This is a genomic window from Enterobacter sp. 22499 (assembly GCF_052044815.1).
GTDB lineage: Bacteria > Pseudomonadota > Gammaproteobacteria > Enterobacterales > Enterobacteriaceae > Enterobacter > Enterobacter bugandensis.
Window position 1 is genome coordinate 288,880 of the sequence record NZ_JBQENR010000001.1, and the last position, 14,758, is coordinate 303,637.

Annotated in this window: 18 protein-coding genes; 8 read left to right on the forward strand and 10 right to left on the reverse strand. The window is 58.1% G+C overall.

Annotated elements, in window-relative coordinates; translation table 11 throughout:
- Window positions 1–3: 3 nt before the first annotated feature.
- On the forward strand, window positions 4–462 hold the full coding sequence (locus ACTJI7_RS01295; protein WP_028013064.1) for a DMT family transporter: 459 nt from the start codon (window positions 4–6) through the stop codon (window positions 460–462).
- Here the strand turns inward: ACTJI7_RS01295 and ACTJI7_RS01300 are convergent.
- The 8 genes from ACTJI7_RS01300 to ACTJI7_RS01335 are packed head-to-tail and all read right to left on the reverse strand — an operon-like array spanning window position 459 to window position 6,339.
- Window positions 459–992, reverse strand: coding sequence for a DUF3833 domain-containing protein (locus ACTJI7_RS01300; protein ID WP_028013063.1), 534 nt, complete (start codon window positions 990–992; stop codon window positions 459–461). The genes ACTJI7_RS01295 and ACTJI7_RS01300 overlap by 4 nt on opposite strands.
- Window positions 989–1,513: a hypothetical protein gene (locus ACTJI7_RS01305; RefSeq protein ID WP_063153995.1), complete on the reverse strand. Its 525-nt coding sequence runs from the start codon at window positions 1,511–1,513 to the stop codon at window positions 989–991. Before ACTJI7_RS01305 ends, ACTJI7_RS01300 begins: the two co-directional genes overlap by 4 nt.
- Window positions 1,510–1,995, reverse strand: a complete 486-nt coding sequence (locus ACTJI7_RS01310) for a DUF2878 domain-containing protein (RefSeq protein WP_063153993.1) — start codon at window positions 1,993–1,995, stop codon at window positions 1,510–1,512. Before ACTJI7_RS01310 ends, ACTJI7_RS01305 begins: the two co-directional genes overlap by 4 nt.
- Window positions 1,992–3,212, reverse strand: coding sequence for an SAM-dependent methyltransferase (locus tag ACTJI7_RS01315; RefSeq protein WP_041910119.1), 1,221 nt, complete (start codon window positions 3,210–3,212; stop codon window positions 1,992–1,994). The genes ACTJI7_RS01310 and ACTJI7_RS01315 overlap by 4 nt, the downstream gene beginning before the upstream one ends.
- Window positions 3,209–3,931 carry a DUF1365 domain-containing protein gene (locus ACTJI7_RS01320; protein ID WP_045630379.1) on the reverse strand — a complete coding sequence of 241 codons (723 nt, stop codon included), beginning with the start codon at window positions 3,929–3,931 and terminating at the stop codon, window positions 3,209–3,211. The genes ACTJI7_RS01315 and ACTJI7_RS01320 overlap by 4 nt, the downstream gene beginning before the upstream one ends.
- Before the next feature lies 1 nt (window position 3,932).
- The gene (locus ACTJI7_RS01325) at window positions 3,933–5,192 is read right to left on the reverse strand and encodes an NAD(P)/FAD-dependent oxidoreductase (protein ID WP_063153991.1); all 1,260 of its coding nucleotides are present in this window, start codon (window positions 5,190–5,192) and stop codon (window positions 3,933–3,935) included.
- The gene (locus tag ACTJI7_RS01330) at window positions 5,189–5,908 is read right to left on the reverse strand and encodes an SDR family NAD(P)-dependent oxidoreductase (protein ID WP_063153989.1); all 720 of its coding nucleotides are present in this window, start codon (window positions 5,906–5,908) and stop codon (window positions 5,189–5,191) included. Before ACTJI7_RS01330 ends, ACTJI7_RS01325 begins: the two co-directional genes overlap by 4 nt.
- A complete protein-coding gene (locus ACTJI7_RS01335) occupies window positions 5,905–6,339 on the reverse strand; it encodes a nuclear transport factor 2 family protein (protein ID WP_041910128.1) in 435 nt (144 codons plus the stop codon). The genes ACTJI7_RS01330 and ACTJI7_RS01335 overlap by 4 nt, the downstream gene beginning before the upstream one ends.
- Window positions 6,340–6,596: 257 nt before the next feature.
- On the opposite strand from ACTJI7_RS01335, the gene ACTJI7_RS01340 reads away from it, so the two are divergent.
- Both ACTJI7_RS01340 and ACTJI7_RS01345 read left to right on the forward strand, forming a co-directional pair.
- Window positions 6,597–6,794, forward strand: coding sequence for a hypothetical protein (locus tag ACTJI7_RS01340; RefSeq protein ID WP_024908361.1), 198 nt, complete (start codon window positions 6,597–6,599; stop codon window positions 6,792–6,794).
- A gap of 1 nt (window position 6,795) precedes the next feature.
- A complete protein-coding gene (locus tag ACTJI7_RS01345) occupies window positions 6,796–7,572 on the forward strand; it encodes a hypothetical protein (RefSeq protein WP_063153986.1) in 777 nt (258 codons plus the stop codon).
- A 67-nt stretch (window positions 7,573–7,639) separates the two neighbouring features.
- Here the strand turns inward: ACTJI7_RS01345 and ACTJI7_RS01350 are convergent, their stop codons facing one another.
- The gene (locus tag ACTJI7_RS01350) at window positions 7,640–8,041 is read right to left on the reverse strand and encodes a VOC family protein (RefSeq protein ID WP_028013054.1); all 402 of its coding nucleotides are present in this window, start codon (window positions 8,039–8,041) and stop codon (window positions 7,640–7,642) included.
- Between the two features lie 85 nt (window positions 8,042–8,126).
- The gene (locus ACTJI7_RS01355; protein ID WP_048960628.1) at window positions 8,127–8,708 is read right to left on the reverse strand and encodes a TetR/AcrR family transcriptional regulator; all 582 of its coding nucleotides are present in this window, start codon (window positions 8,706–8,708) and stop codon (window positions 8,127–8,129) included.
- 101 nt (window positions 8,709–8,809) lie between these two features.
- Between ACTJI7_RS01355 and ACTJI7_RS01360 the strand changes: the two genes are divergently transcribed.
- The 5 genes from ACTJI7_RS01360 to ACTJI7_RS01380 all read left to right on the forward strand — a co-directional run bounded on the left by ACTJI7_RS01360 (window position 8,810) and on the right by ACTJI7_RS01380 (window position 14,757).
- Entirely contained in the window at window positions 8,810–9,277 is a 468-nt protein-coding gene (locus ACTJI7_RS01360) for a nuclear transport factor 2 family protein (RefSeq protein ID WP_063153983.1), read from the forward strand.
- 84 nt (window positions 9,278–9,361) lie between these two features.
- Window positions 9,362–9,676, forward strand: a complete 315-nt coding sequence (locus ACTJI7_RS01365; RefSeq protein WP_063154469.1) for a PTS sugar transporter subunit IIB — start codon at window positions 9,362–9,364, stop codon at window positions 9,674–9,676.
- Window positions 9,677–9,872: 196 nt separating this feature from the next.
- Entirely contained in the window at window positions 9,873–10,487 is a 615-nt protein-coding gene (locus ACTJI7_RS01370; protein ID WP_047368492.1) for a TetR/AcrR family transcriptional regulator, read from the forward strand.
- Between the two features lie 74 nt (window positions 10,488–10,561).
- Window positions 10,562–11,671 carry an efflux RND transporter periplasmic adaptor subunit gene (locus ACTJI7_RS01375; protein ID WP_063153981.1) on the forward strand — a complete coding sequence of 370 codons (1,110 nt, stop codon included), beginning with the start codon at window positions 10,562–10,564 and terminating at the stop codon, window positions 11,669–11,671.
- A complete protein-coding gene (locus ACTJI7_RS01380) occupies window positions 11,668–14,757 on the forward strand; it encodes an efflux RND transporter permease subunit (protein ID WP_063153979.1) in 3,090 nt (1,029 codons plus the stop codon). The genes ACTJI7_RS01375 and ACTJI7_RS01380 overlap by 4 nt, the downstream gene beginning before the upstream one ends.
- Window position 14,758 lies beyond the last annotated feature (1 nt).

Below are 14,758 nucleotides of genomic sequence, written 5' to 3' on the forward strand. Positions count from 1 at the left end.
CACATGACACTGATGATGATAATTCTGGCCATCTGCGGCGGGGCGACGCTGAGCATACAGGCCGCAATTAACGGACAGCTCGGCAGCAGCGTGGGCGTTTTCAAGAGCGCGTTTCTGACGTTTTCCGTCGGCGCGCTGGTGACCGCCCTGCTCATTTTCTTCTTTGAGCCTAAGCAGACGGTCACGCTGCTGGACGTGCCGAAATGGCAGCTCCTCGGGGCGATGTTCGGCGTGCCCTACATTGTGATCATGGTGCTTGCCGTGCAGCGCATCGGCACCGCCGTCGCCACGGTGGCGGTGATATTCGGCCAGCTCGCCATGAGCATGCTGATAGATAACTTTGGCTGGTTGAACAATCCCGCTATTCCGTTTTCACCGAGCCGTCTGGGCGCGGTGGTGTGCCTGGGGATTGCCCTGTACTTCATTTACTCCAGCAGCAAAACCGGCGATGTTCGCGACTAAGCTTCCGTATTCCGGGTAAAGAACAGCGTCACCGTGGCGACGGTGACGCCAAATTTCTTCATCTCGGTTTTATTGAACAGATGCGTCTCATCCTGCAGGTACATCCAGTCATCAAAGTTCAGCAGCCACGTTTTGCCGTTGGCCTTCACGTTCATGCTGTAATGCCAGTTAAAGGCGTTCCCTGCGGCCTGCCCGGTGGCAACCCCTTCAATATCACCTGCCGTTCCCTCGTAGCGGTCGTTCCCCACGCGACGGATGTGCCATACCCGCTGCTGCTTCTCGCCGTCGTCGTAAACGAAACGCTCGTTCAGCGTCAGCGTATCGCCGATGACGTCCCCGGCAATCTCAACGTGAAAGCGGCGGATCTGCTTGCCGCTGCGATCCTGCACCATGCCCCACGCTTCGGTTTTGCCCTGGAAGTAGTGGAAGATATCAAGCCGCGGCTGCTGCTGGCGATACTCGGACACCTCCGTACTGCAGCCGGCCAGCAGCATCGTGAATGCCAGCGCCAGCGTCAGGATTCGTTTCATTTTTTGCCTCCGATTAGCTGCTGACGCAGCTCAGGATATTGCGTGCGGGGATCGAGCCAGATGGCCAGAAAGCGGGTGCTGAACGCTTCTGACTGGCGCGGACCGAGCGGAATAAAAGATTTTTGCGCCGACGACGCGCGGTACCAGAACTGCCCCTGCTTATCGTTGAGAACAAACGCCAGCTGTGAACCCGGTCGGACATCCGGCCACAGGGACTGAAGCATCCTTAGCCAGGCTTCACTTTGCGGTTCCTGCGTCAGGATCCCCTGCGCCTGCCACTGGTCGCGGGTCGCCTCAACCAGTTCATCGCGATCTATGTCGCGCGCGTAGGTAATAATCAGCGCCTGATCCTGATCGTCCCGGCTGTAACGGCCATCCGGCGTGCGGAGCTGAGAGGTATAGACCGTGAACGGCCCCCAGGTCAGCGTGGCGTCGCCCAGCTTGCGCCAGGCCAGCCAGTCGGCGGCCTGAGCACCAGGAACAACCAGCATGAGCCAAAACAGCAGAACCGCAGCCCTCATTTTTGTCTCCCCATTAGCAGGTGGAAAAACAGCATCAGCACCAGCCAGCCCGGCGCCATCCAGCTGACGACGATAAAGGTTGGCTCCAGAAACGTGATGGCGCCCAACCGCTCGCCAATCAGGTAGGCCACCGGGCCTCCCACGGCCGCCAGCAGGGTCAGCAGCCAGCCGGGTAATGTGGTGGTACGCGCAAGCTGCGTCCAGACCACGGCGAACATCAGCCACAATGCCACCATCCATAGCGGCATCAGGGAGTCGCCCGTGAAGGCAATCAGCCCCGTCAGCGCCCAGAGCGCATCCAGCAGGCAGCCCGCCGCGGCCAGCCCAATGGCGTAAAGACGGTATGCTGACGGCAAGAGCAGGCACGCCAGGATCGCCAGCCCGAGCCAGATAATCAGGCCCTGTTCGCGAAACAGCACTACCAGCGCCCAGTAGAGATCGAACGCGACGGCCAGCAGAAAGACCTGAAGGTAGCGTCTCATACGCGCTCGGCGGTCAGCTGCACCACGCTGATGGTGCGGGCGTTAAACCCGGCTTCGCAGTAGCCGAAGTAGTACAGCCACATGCGGCGGAACCGTTCATCAAAGCCGAGCTTTTCAATCTCCTGCCAGGCGTGGACAAAGCGCTGCCGCCAGTGGGCCAGCGTGCGGGCGTAGTCCGGTCCCATGTCGAAGAGATTGCGCACCACGAAATCGGTGTGGCGCGTCATCAGCTCGTTCATCGCCGTAATGCTCGGCAGGAAGCCGCCGGGGAAAATGTAGCGCTGGATAAAATCGACGCTTTTGCTGTAGTCGCGGTAGCGCTGGTCCTGAATGGTGATGGCCTGAATCGCCATCCGTCCACCGGGGCGCAGCCGCGCCTGACAGGTACGGAAGAACGTAGGCAGATAGCGTTGCCCGACGGCTTCAATCATCTCTATCGAGACCAGCTTGTCGTACTGCCCGGTGAGGTCGCGATAGTCGCAGAGCAGTACCTCAACCCGATCCTGCAGCCCGGCGCGGGCAATGCGCTCGGTCGCCCAGATATATTGCTCCTGCGACAGCGTGGTAGTGGTCACCCGACAGCCGTAGTGACGGGCGGCGTATTCCGCCATCGCCCCCCAGCCGGTGCCAATTTCCAGCAGGTGATCACCCGGGTTTAGCGCCAGCTGCTCGCACAGGCGAGCCATTTTGGCCTGCTGAGCCGCCGTCAGATCCTGCTCGTCCGCGGTAAACAGCGCGCTGGAGTAAAGCAGTTCTTTATCCAGAAAATGGGCATAGAAAGCGTTGCCCAGATCGTAATGGGCGGCAATATTTTCGCGGGCCTGGGCGCGAGAGTTGCGCCGCGTCCAGTGGCGCAGCCGCTCCAGCGGTCGGCCAAGCAGCCGGAACCCGTTCTCCAGACGACCAAGCACTTCGCCGTTGAGGGCCAGAATTTGCAGAAGCGGCGTAAGCTGCGCAGTCTCCCATTCGCCGTCCATCCAGGCTTCTGCGGCGGCAAGGCTCCCGCCCGTTAAGACGCGCCAGTAGACGCCGGGCGTGAGGATCTGCACGTCGGCGTGCAGCGCGGAGGATGTCTCGCCAAAATGGAAGGTCTGCGCCCCTTCACGCAGGGTGAGTGAGCCGCCGCGAATGCCGCTTAACAGACGAAACAGCAGCCATCGCGCGATGCGGACGTTGCGCGGGATATCGGGTTCTAGCGCAAAGACGGGATCGGTCATGAGCGTTCACTCCTGCTGACGGGATGGTTATACAGCGGCACGCGCTTGAGCCACAGCCTCAGCGCCTGCCAGTAAATGGCGAAAACGGTTTTCAGAGTCATCAGTGGGATGCGCAGCAGCAGCGCGCGCAGCGCCGGGCGGGTCAGAGGCTCCCGGCGCAGGGCCAGCGTGGCGTCAAAGACCTTCGCTTCCTGATGATTTTCAATATGCATATGCAACGTGTTGTCCGGGTTGTTGAAGCGCCAGTGGTAGACCATGTCCATCGGGTTGAAGGGGGAAACGTGAAACGCTTTTTCCGTGGGCCGGGCATTTTGCCCGTCGACCGCGTAATAATGGCGCTCGTTCCACGGCGTGTTGCGCACCTCCGCCAACACCCAGCGAAGCGTATTTTCCTGGTCATAGCAGTAGTAAAAATTGACCGGATTGAAATGAAACCCGAAGTAGCGCAACTGCGTCAGAAGCATGACCCGCCCTGCGGGACGTTCCCCGGTCAGGCTCTCCAGCCTGTTCAGCACGTTCTCTTTAAGCGGCGTGCCGAGCGGATAGTCCGCGTCATGGAACGCGGCGGCGGCAAAGCGGTTGCGCCGCACGCCGACGGACGCCAGCAGCGGCAGTTCATCAAGATCCAGCCAGGCCATAAAAACGCCGTAGCTGAATTCATGCGTTTTCGGCTGAAGGCGGCGGTGGCGCAATACGCCGTGATAGAGGCAGCTGTTCATGTCAGTTCCCCTCCCCGGCGGCTATTTCATTGACCACGTCCAGCGCGCTGCGCACGCCGTCTTCATGAAAACCGTTGTACCAGTAAGCGCCGCAGAACCAGCTCCGGTGATGACCGTTGATCTCCCCACGGCGCGCCTGCGCACGCCAGCTTTGCGGGTTAAACAGCGGATGTTCATAGACAAAGCGTTGCAGAACGAAGCGTTCATCCACCGGCGCGTCCGGGTTCAGGGTGACGCAGAACAGTGGGCTGCCCGCAGGCAGACCCTGCAGAATGTTCATGTTGTAGGTGACGCAGGCGCTGGCCTGCTCCTGCGCGCTCAGGCGGTAGTTCCAGCTGGCCCAGGCGCGCTGCCGCACCGGCAGCCAGCGCGGATCGCTGTGCAAAACAACCTCGTTGCGCTGCCAGCCGATATCGCCCAGCACTTCGCGCTCTGAGGCGGTTGGGTCGTCAAGCATGGCCAGCGCCTGGGCGGAGTGGCAGGCAAATATCACCTGGTCGAAGGTGTGGCTGCCGTTTTCAAGCTGGAGCGTGACCCCGTGCGCGTGGCGGCTCGCCCGCAGAACAGGCGCGTTCAGGCGCAGCGTCAGGCGGTCGCCCAGTTTTTCCAGCATGGCGCGGATATACTCCCGCGAGCCGCCCGGCACCACGTACCACTGCGGACGCTGGGTGATATCCAGCAGGCCGTGGTGATGAAAGAAGCGCAGGAAGAGCGGCAGCGGGAAACGCTTCATCTCCTGCAGCGACGACGACCAGATCGCGGCCCCCATCGGCAGAATGTAGTGGCGCGCAAAAAACGGCGTGAAGCCGTGCTGGTCCAGAAACGTCTGCAGCGTGGCGTTCGGATCGACTTCCCCTTCAAGCGCCTGTTTCGCCAGGCGGTTAAAGCGGACGATGTCACCGAGCAGCCGCCAGAATGCCGGATTTACCAGGTTTCGGCGCTGGGCAAACAGCGACGTCGGCGTGTGTCCGTTGTACTCAAGCCCCGTCTCGGGATTGTGTACTGAAAAGCTCATCTGCGTTTTTTGCCCGCTGATGCCGAGCTCGCTGAGCAGACCCATAAAGCGCGGATAGGTGCGGTCGTTGTAGACAATAAACCCGGTATCGATCGCGTATGTGCCCTGGGGCGTTGAGACGTCAACCGTCGCGGTATGGCCGCCGGGCGTGGTGCCCGCTTCAAACAGGGTTACCTGATGATGCCCTGCCAGCCGCCAGGCGCAGGTCAACCCGGCGATGCCGCTGCCGATAATTGCAATGTTCATGAGCGCACCATCCTGCGCAGCAGCGTGCGCTGCAAAAACGCGGGCAGCACGGAGAGCAGCCGCAAAATAAGGCCAAACCCGGCCGGAAACGCGATATGCATTTTGCCCTTTGCCAGCCCGGTACGGATCGCCTTGACCGCTTCGTCAACGCTCACCCTACCCGGCATGGCAAAATCGTTTTTGCGCGTCAGCGGGGTATCGACAAATCCCGGAGAGACGACCGTCACGGCAATCCCCTTTGGCTCCCAGTCCAGACGCAGGCTGTCGGCAAACCAGCTCAGCGCCGATTTGGACGCGCCGTAGGCCTCTGCCCGCGGGAAGGGAAGCCAGTGGGCCATCGAGCTCACCAGCACCACGCGGTTACCGGCAACCAGCTGCGGCTGCAGCGCGGCCAGGCAGTTCACCGGCCCGAGAAAATTGGTGGTCATGACCCGCTCCACCAGCGCCGCATCCACCACGCCGCCGTCGAGATATTCGCAGGTACCGGCGCAGAGAATAACCAGATCGGCGTAAACGCTGCTGAGCGCCTGGCGACAGGCGTCCCTGTCTGTCATATCGAACGGGCGAACGGTGAGATTGGGGCAGGTCTGATGTAGCGCTTCAAGCCGCGCCGGATCGCGCCCGCAGGCAATCACGTGGTAGCCGTCAGCTGCAAAGGACTTCGCCAGCCCCGCGCCGATGCCCGAGCTTGCGCCGGTAATCAGCACCGTCTTCATGATTTGACCCTCCGCTTCACGCCGCGTACAGCCCAGCCCAGCAGAGGGAGGTGTTCGTAGATCATCTCTCCCGCATCGTAGAAGTCCCGCTGACGCGTGATGAGATTGTTTTCGGTGTCCACCACCGAACATCCGGGCAGTTCAAGCGGCTCGCCCCCGGCAATGCGCGGATGCGACCAGTGCATTACCCAGGTGACAACAAACCGGTTCCCGCTGCAGAGCGGCGGATCGATGACAAAACGGCACTTCTCGACGTTTGCCAGCAGATGGGTGAAATAGCGCTGAAGCGCGAAAATACCGTTGTGCTCGCCGAACGGATCGATAAGGGTGGCATTCGAATGGTAAAGCCCGACCAGCGCGGTCGGCGGCTGGCTATCCAGTGCGGCGTAGTACTCAATAAACCGACTCACGACAGAGGGCAAAGTGCTCATGGGTCACATCCTGGCTGTAAACAACGTGGCGTAATCGCATAATTAAAACTTACACAATTAACGTTATTTGTCCAAGTTTGTGCAAATTTATTTTTTATTACCCATAAATATCAACAATTTGAAAACACAATCACTTGACGGTTTTGTAGGCCGGGTAAGATGTAGCCGCCACCCGGCTTTCACTTTCAGGTTATCCTTAAGGCAAATTCAGCCGTCATCTTCCAGGCTTATCCTTTTTATTCATAAGGATGCCTGACATGAAACGTTTCTTTCTCTCCCTATTCTCAAGCCCGGAATCCTTACTGCAGGTGATGAGTCAGCAGGAAATTATTGAAGCCGTGGAAGATGGCGATCGCATCATTATCGACCAGGACGGGAACGCCTCGGTGAACTACAAGAGCAACGAGGTGCGGCAGGACTTTCTGCGTCACGTCAACACGCTGAAGAGGGCCTGATATGGGAACGGCGATATTTATGGTGCTGATGGTCTGCGGTTACTGGTACACCAGCCGCGACCTGTCGACCCGCTTTAAAATCAAGCGTTCCTTCGGCTGGGACGTCTATTTTCTCGTCGCGCTTTACGGCTGTATTTTCGTTTTGCAGGGCGTGATCGCCACGGGATTGCTCTGGCTGCTGCTGTTCGCCCTTTCCGCCGCCAACAACGCTTTTCACTTTGCCTCACCGAAATACACCGACTGGCAAATCGACTTTATGAACTGGAGTTTTTTAGGCATTCAGGCGCCGGTGGTGGTGATGCTGGCGTTTGCTATCCTGTTTTGCCTCTACCGCTCTAACTGGGCAGGAAGCGCCAGGCTGGACGGCGAGAGTCGGAAAAAGCTCTACAAACGGCTTGCGCAGGCGAGCGGGATTGAACAACTGCTCTATCAGTGTATGGAGCAAGGCGAGCTGGCGCAGGTCACACTCCGGTCGCGGCGGATTTACGTCGGCATGATCCACACCGCGACGCTGGAATATGAAAAAACGGCCAATATCGTGCTGATCCCAATGTTGAGCGGGTACCGGGATGAGAAGACGATGAATCTGCGTATCGAGAATAATTACAGCAGGTGGTATGCGGAGCATGACATTACGCTCGACTCTGAACCCCGCAGCGCCATGTCATTCCGCAAGGTGATTTTGCTTAATCAGATTGAGAGCATCTCGCTGTTCGATCCTGCCAGCGCCAGCGCGCTGTCGCTTGCACAGCGGGACGAGAGCCAGACGTCCCCATAATGTTGAGTACGCTCTGCTGGGAAGCGTGCACGACGAAAGGCGAATGACACATCATTTATGGTGATATTCACGGTTGCGCATTCTGATAAAGATCCCAGCGGTTGCCGTAAATATCTTCAAACACCACCACCGTACCGTACTCTTCCTCACGCGGTTCTTCGCAGAAATGAACGCCTTTTGCTTTCATGGCATGGTAATCGCGCCAAAAGTCATCCGTCTGAAGGAACAGGAAAACTCTTCCACCGCTTTGATTACCGATAAAACCTTCCTGCCTTTCGTTGGAGGCACGAGCCAGCAGGATATTGCAGTCGCTTTCCGGGTTGGGTGAGACGACGACCCAGCGTTTCCCCGGTTGGGGCGTATCCTCTACGAGGGTAAAACCCAGCCTGTCGGTGTAGTATTCAATGGCGCGATCGTAGTCATCAACCACGATAGCCACGCATCCCAGGCATCGTTTCTGCGTTCTCATATTTTTCGTTTCCTTTGGATAAATAGCTTACCGATTCGGTGAGTCGATATTCCAGCTACCGTAATACTTGCGGCAGATTCAGGACTTATTTCTGACCGGTCAACGCCTCTAATCCCCTTTTTAGCACATTTATTACCGTCTCTGAATCCATGCCCATCTGTGCATGAATAATGGCGCCGTCAATAAGCAGCATGATTTCATTGACGACGCGCTCATCAGCGATCTTCGTCAGCAACGCAATCATATTCTTAGTTTCGATTTTATGACCGCGGCATATCGCTTTTATTTCGCTTTCTATATCTTCGGATTTGGCTTCTGCGCTGGCATTAATAAACGCGCAGCCGTGGAACTCGGGCGAAATAAACCATTCATAAAGGGTTGCAGATATCGCATCAGAAGGTATTTCGCCTTCATCAAGATGTCGACGCAGCGTGGTCTCAAACCAGCTGATCCATATTTCATGTCGATAGTGCAGGTAGGCGAGAATCAGTAAACTTTTACTCGGAAAATGGCGATAAAACGTCACCTTGGTCACCTTCGCCTCTTTAATCAGCGTATCCACCCCCGTCGCCCTGAAGCCATTGGAATAAAAAAGATCGTGCGCCGTCAGTAATATTTTATCCCTGACGCTGATTTTTGCTTCGTTGCCTGCGTGCTCGGTTTTCACTTTTCGGTAGCCTCAAAACGGATGTTGACAGCGTTATTTTTCAGGCATAGATTAGCGCAAGTAGACAGACCTGTCTACTTCATCATACAGAGGTAATCGCCATGAACACACGCCCACCCTTACCGCCCTTCACCCGTGAAAGCGCGATCAAAAAAGTCAGACTGGCAGAAGACGGCTGGAATAGCCGCGACCCGGCGAAGGTCGCGCTGGCCTATACGCAGGATACTCAATGGCGCAACCGCGCGGAGTTCGCCACCAACCGTGAAGAGGCGCAGGCGTTTCTGGAGCGGAAATGGAAAAAAGAGCTCGATTATCGTTTGATTAAAGAGCTTTGGGCGTTTACGGATAACCGCATCGCCGTTCGCTATGCCTATGAATGGCATGATGATTCCGGCAACTGGTTCCGCTCGTACGGCAATGAAAACTGGGAGTTTGAACCGGACGGACTGATGAAGCGCCGTTTTGCCTGCGTTAACGATATGCCGATAAAAGAATCCGAGCGACTGTTCCACTGGCCGTTGGGTAGACGCCCGGACGATCATCCCTCATTGAGCGATCTGGGGTTATAGTTTTGTCACCAAAATCAGAGATAGCGCGCATTTCGGTGACCACCTCAGGACTACCCTATGAGCGGTTTTCAGGAGGAACAAAATATGAAAAAGCTTCTGATATGTTGTTTGTTCGGTAATACCGCAAACGCTCTTGCCAAAAAAATGCAGCCCCTGGCAGAACAAGAAGGCTATCCACTGATGATTAGCGCCGTTGGGCTGGATAACTTCGCCAGCGTCGCCCCCGCTTTCGACGGTTTTCTTATCGCGCCGCACATTCAGTACAAACTCGACGAGATACACGCAACGGTGGGCAATACACGTTCAATCGCCATCATTGAGAGTCTTCCCTACGCGTCTCTGGACGCGAAGAAGGTGTTGAATTTCGTAAAGGAGCAAATGCCTGAACTGGCTGCCTGACAGACAAGGCCGCATCGCTATTGCGGCCTCCTCGTCCCCGCAGACAGATAGATGCCATAGCGCGCGAAAAACAGTGATACACTTACCCCACCTGGTTGATCGTCCCGTCTGAACGGCTCACGACGAAAACGGATGTAACCAAAATACGAAATGGTCACTCGTTGTCAATCGTAGCTCGTCACGCTAAGCTTACATAATGACTAAAACTATGAACGCCCCATCAATACGTGGTCCACTTGACCATTCTGTCAGAGAGCAAATCGTCGAAGCGGCCTTTGAGCACTTCGGTCACTACGGCTATGAAAAAACCACCGTCGCCGAGCTGGCGAAATCTATCGGTTTTTCAAAATCCTACATTTATAAGTTCTTCGATTCCAAGCAAGCTATCGGCGAGGTGATCTGCGCTAACCGCCTGGAGCTGATCATGACGGCCGTGCTTTCCGCCATTGCGGATGCGCCGTCAGCCAGCGAAAAAATCCGCCGTCTCTTCAAAGCACTTACCGAGGCCGGAAGCGAGCTGTTTTTCCACGATCGCAAGCTCTACGACATCGCCGCCGTCGCGTCACGGGAGAAGTGGCCTTCGACGGAAAGGTATACCGAAAGCCTCCTGAAGCTGATTGAGAGCATCATTATCGAAGGCAGACAGGCTGGAGAGTTCGAAAGGAAGACGCCGCTGGATGAGGTCACTTGCGCCGTTTACATGGTGATGTGCCCTTACATTAACCCCGTTCAGCTGCAGTACAACCTTGAAACTGCCCCAACGGCAGCGGTACTCCTCTCCTCACTGATTTTAAGAAGCCTGGCCCCCTGATTAGTGACCATTGACTTTATTGGTCACTAATCACAGAATGCGGAAACTGTCCTGTTACTTCAAAAGGGTTTCCCATGCTCAGGCTCACTTCAGCCCGCCTTGCCATATGTCTTCTGCCGTTTGCCCTCGCGGCATGCGGCGATATTTCCGCTAGTGACGATCCACGCACCAGGCCACCGCTTGTCAGATCCGCCTCCGTCGAGATGGCGAATCCAGCCGCTCGCACCTTTACGGGCGTGGTGGTGGCAAGAACGCAAAGCGACCTGGGCTTCAGGGTTCAGGGTAAAATCCTCGAACGTCTGGTGGATACCGGGCAGACTGTCAAACAGGGCCAGCCCTTACTGCGCCTGGATCCGGTTGACCTGAAATTACAGGCTCAGGCGCAGCAGCGCGCGGTGGATGCTGCCCAGGCGCGGGCGAGAAAAGCCACCAGCGATGAGGCGCGTTATCGCGGTCTGGTGGCATCCGGCGCGGTGTCCGCCGCGGAGTACGATCAGATTAAAGCGGCGGCCGATACGGCCAGGGCGGAGCTCAGCGCCGCCCGGGCGCAGGCCAACGTGGCGCAAAACGCCACGGGCTATGCCGTCCTGCTGGCGGATTCAGACGGCGTGGTGATGGAGACGCTTGCCGAACCCGGTCAGGTGGTCAGCGCCGGGCAGGTGGCGATCCGCCTTGCCAGAGCGGGACAGCGCGAAGCGCTCGTGCAGCTTCCGGAGACGCTGCGCCCTGCCGTCGGTAGCGAAGCACGAGCCACGCTTTATGGCCGTGAACAACACCCGGTCACTGCCACGTTGCGCCTGCTGTCTGACTCCGCGGATGCCACAACCCGGACGTATGAAGCACGCTACGTGCTGGCTGGCCAGCTGGCGAACGCGCCGCTGGGGGCGACCGTCACGCTCAGCCTTGAAGACCCGAAAGCGGAAGGTCAGGCCATGCAGGTCCCGCTGGCCTCACTCTACGATGCGGGTAAAGGGCCCGGCGTCTGGCGCATTTCCGCCCAACCGGCAAAGGTCACATGGACGCCGGTTAAGGTGCTGAGCGTGGGCGAAGATGCGGTCCAGGTCACGGGCGGCGTGAAGCCCGGGGAGAAGATTGTTGCGTTAGGCGCCCATCTTCTGCACGAAGGTGAAGTTGTCAGGCTGGCAGAACAACGCCATGCCGCTCCGGCGGAGAACGCGCCATGAGCCAAAGTCGCTTCAACCTGTCCGCGCTGGCCGTCCGCGAGCGTTCCGTCACGCTGTTTCTGATCGTTCTGGTGACCATTGCCGGTATTTACGCTTTTTTTGGACTGGGACGCGCGGAAGATCCGCCCTTCACCGTGAAGCAGATGACGGCGATTGCCGTCTGGCCGGGCGCAACCGCGCAGGAGATCCAGGATCAGGTGGCCGAACCGCTGGAAAAGCGCCTGCAGGAACTCAAATGGTATGACCGTACGGAAACCTATACCCGCCCCGGCATGGCGTTTATCACCCTGTCACTGCAGGACAAAACCCCGCCTTCTGAGGTGCAGAAGGAGTTCTATCAGGCGCGTAAAAAGCTTGGGGATGAATCCCAGCGTCTCCCGGCGGGCGTCATCGGCCCGATGATCAATGACGAATTCTCGGATGTCACCTTTGCCCTCTTTGCTCTGAAAGCAAAAGGCGAACCGCAGCGGCAGCTGGTACGCGATGCCGAAGGCCTGCGCCAGCAGCTTCTGCACGTTCCAGGAGTCAAAAAAGTGAATATCATCGGTGAACAGGCCGAGCGGATTTATATCGCCTTCTCCCATGACCGTCTGGCGACGATGGGCCTCTCACCGCAGGATATTTTCAATGCCCTCAACGACCAGAATGCCCTGGCCGCGGCGGGCGCCATTGAGACCCGGGGCGCGCAGATTTTTATCCGCCTGGACGGCGCGTTCGATGAACTGCAGAAAATCCGCGATACGCCTTTAGTCGCTCAGGGCAAAACGCTCACGCTGTCGGATGTGGCAACGGTTGAACGAGGCTATGAAGATCCCCCGACGATGCTGATACGCAATCAGCATGAACCCGCCCTGCTGCTGGGTGTTGTCATGCGTGAGGGCTGGAACGGCCTGGCGCTGGGTAAAGCGCTGGATGCGGAGACGGCGAAAATCAATGATAGCCTGCCGCTTGGCATGACCCTGACCAAGGTCACCGACCAGTCCGTGAATATCCGCTCGTCGGTCGATGAGTTTATGATCAAATTCTTCGTCGCCCTGCTCGTGGTTATGGTGGTCTGTTTTATCAGCATGGGCTGGCGCGTGGGGGTGGTGGTCGCGGCGGCGGTCCCGCTGACGCTGGCGGTCGTCTTCGTGGTGATGGAGGCCGCGGGAATAAACTTTGACCGCGTCACGCTGGGCTCCCTGATCCTCGCCCTCGGCCTGCTGGTTGACGATGCCATTATCGCCATCGAAATGATGGTGGTGAAGATGGAGGAAGGTTACGACAGAATCAAAGCCTCAGCCTACGCCTGGAGCCACACCGCCGCGCCGATGCTGGCCGGTACCCTGGTGACGGCGATTGGCTTTATGCCGAATGGGTTTGCCCAGTCGACCGCCGGGGAATACACCAGCAATATGTTCTGGATTGTCGGCCTCGCCCTGATTGCCTCATGGTTTGTTGCGGTGGTGTTCACGCCGTATCTGGGGGTGAAGATCCTGCCGGCGATCCCCAAAGTGGAAGGCGGCCATGCCGCCATCTATAACACGCCTCGCTATAACCGTTTTCGCCAGCTGCTTGGCCGCGTTATCGCCAGAAAATGGCGTGTGGCCGGGTCCGTGGTCGCCATTTTCATTCTGGCCGTGCTCGGCATGGGGCTGGTAAAAAAACAGTTCTTCCCGACCTCCGATCGCCCGGAAGTGCTGGTTGAAGTACAGATGCCTTATGGTACCTCGATTGCGCAAACCAGCGCCGCTACTGCAAAAATAGAAGCGTGGCTGGGCAAGCAGCCAGAAGCCAAAATCGTCACGGCCTATATTGGTCAAGGCTCGCCCCGTTTCTATCTGGCAATGGCCCCCGAGCTGCCCGATCCCTCTTTTGCGAAAATCGTGATCCTGACGGACAGCGAGACGTCACGCGAGGCGCTCAAGTTCAGGCTCAGGGAGGCCGTCGCCAGCGGCCTTGCGCCCGAAGCCCGCGTGCGAGTGACGCAGCTGGTGTTTGGCCCCTACTCACCTTTCCCGGTTGCCTGGCGCGTGTCAGGGCCGGATGTCAAACAGGTGCAGGACATCGCCGAACGGGTGAAAGCCGTGCTTCAGGCAAGCCCGATGATGCGAACCGTTAACACCGACTGGGGCTCGCGCGTTCCGGTGCTCCATTTCACCCTCGATCAGAACCGCCTGCAGGCGACCGGCTTAACTTCCAGCGCCGTTGCCGGGCAGCTTCAGTTCCTGCTCTCAGGCGTGCCTGTCACATCCGTGCGGGAAGATATTCGATCGGTAGAGGTCGTTGCCCGCGCGGCGGGTGATATCCGCCTTGACCCGGCAAAAATCGAAGGATTTACCCTGGTCGGCAATGCGGGACAGCGCGTGCCACTGTCTCAAATTGGCAAGATAGAGGTCGGCATGGAAGACCCGGTCCTTCGCCGTCGCGATCGCACCCCCACGATTACCGTACGGGGCGATATCGCCGACAATCTTCAGCCGCCGGATGTGTCGGTCGCCATCATGAAGCAGCTCCAGCCGATCGTTGATACGCTGCCGGCCGGCTACCGCATTGACATGGCGGGGTCGATTGAGGAGTCGGGCAAAGCCACGCAGGCCATGTTACCGCTGTTCCCGATCATGATTGCCCTGACGCTGCTGATCATCATTTTGCAGGTGCGCTCACTCTCCGCGATGGTCATGGTGTTCTTAACCGCGCCGCTGGGGCTGATTGGCGTTGTGCCGACCCTGCTGATATTTAATCAGCCGTTTGGCATCAACGCGCTGGTCGGCCTGATCGCCCTTTCTGGCATTCTGATGCGCAATACGCTGATCCTGATCGGTCAAATCGATCATAACCAGAGGGACGGCCTCGATCCGTTCCAGGCGGTGGTCGAGGCGACGATACAGCGAGCGCGGCCGGTCTTACTCACCGCCATGGCGGCCGTGCTGGCGTTCATTCCCCTGACGCATTCGGTATTCTGGGGCACGCTGGCCTGGACGCTGATCGGCGGGACGCTGGGCGGGACGATCATTACGCTCGTCTTCCTGCCCGCGATGTATGCGATCTGGTTCCGGATCCGCCCGGCTGAACAACGTGTGCAGCATGCCACGGAAAACGTGTAAA

Excerpts from the sequence above, each read along its gene's own strand:
- ACTJI7_RS01295 (WP_028013064.1), top strand. The coding sequence starts at position 4 with ATGACACTGATGATGATAATTCTGGCCATCTGCGGCGGGGCGACGCTG.
- ACTJI7_RS01300 (WP_028013063.1), bottom strand. The coding sequence starts at position 992 with ATGAAACGAATCCTGACGCTGGCGCTGGCATTCACGATGCTGCTGGCC.
- ACTJI7_RS01305 (WP_063153995.1), bottom strand. The coding sequence starts at position 1,513 with ATGAGGGCTGCGGTTCTGCTGTTTTGGCTCATGCTGGTTGTTCCTGGT.
- ACTJI7_RS01310 (WP_063153993.1), bottom strand. The coding sequence starts at position 1,995 with ATGAGACGCTACCTTCAGGTCTTTCTGCTGGCCGTCGCGTTCGATCTC.
- ACTJI7_RS01315 (WP_041910119.1), bottom strand. The coding sequence starts at position 3,212 with ATGACCGATCCCGTCTTTGCGCTAGAACCCGATATCCCGCGCAACGTC.
- ACTJI7_RS01320 (WP_045630379.1), bottom strand. The coding sequence starts at position 3,931 with ATGAACAGCTGCCTCTATCACGGCGTATTGCGCCACCGCCGCCTTCAG.
- ACTJI7_RS01325 (WP_063153991.1), bottom strand. The coding sequence starts at position 5,192 with ATGAACATTGCAATTATCGGCAGCGGCATCGCCGGGTTGACCTGCGCC.
- ACTJI7_RS01330 (WP_063153989.1), bottom strand. The coding sequence starts at position 5,908 with ATGAAGACGGTGCTGATTACCGGCGCAAGCTCGGGCATCGGCGCGGGG.
- ACTJI7_RS01335 (WP_041910128.1), bottom strand. The coding sequence starts at position 6,339 with ATGAGCACTTTGCCCTCTGTCGTGAGTCGGTTTATTGAGTACTACGCC.
- ACTJI7_RS01340 (WP_024908361.1), top strand. The coding sequence starts at position 6,597 with ATGAAACGTTTCTTTCTCTCCCTATTCTCAAGCCCGGAATCCTTACTG.
- ACTJI7_RS01345 (WP_063153986.1), top strand. The coding sequence starts at position 6,796 with ATGGGAACGGCGATATTTATGGTGCTGATGGTCTGCGGTTACTGGTAC.
- ACTJI7_RS01350 (WP_028013054.1), bottom strand. The coding sequence starts at position 8,041 with ATGAGAACGCAGAAACGATGCCTGGGATGCGTGGCTATCGTGGTTGAT.
- ACTJI7_RS01360 (WP_063153983.1), top strand. The coding sequence starts at position 8,810 with ATGAACACACGCCCACCCTTACCGCCCTTCACCCGTGAAAGCGCGATC.
- ACTJI7_RS01365 (WP_063154469.1), top strand. The coding sequence starts at position 9,362 with ATGAAAAAGCTTCTGATATGTTGTTTGTTCGGTAATACCGCAAACGCT.
- ACTJI7_RS01370 (WP_047368492.1), top strand. The coding sequence starts at position 9,873 with ATGACTAAAACTATGAACGCCCCATCAATACGTGGTCCACTTGACCAT.
- ACTJI7_RS01375 (WP_063153981.1), top strand. The coding sequence starts at position 10,562 with ATGCTCAGGCTCACTTCAGCCCGCCTTGCCATATGTCTTCTGCCGTTT.
- ACTJI7_RS01380 (WP_063153979.1), top strand. The coding sequence starts at position 11,668 with ATGAGCCAAAGTCGCTTCAACCTGTCCGCGCTGGCCGTCCGCGAGCGT.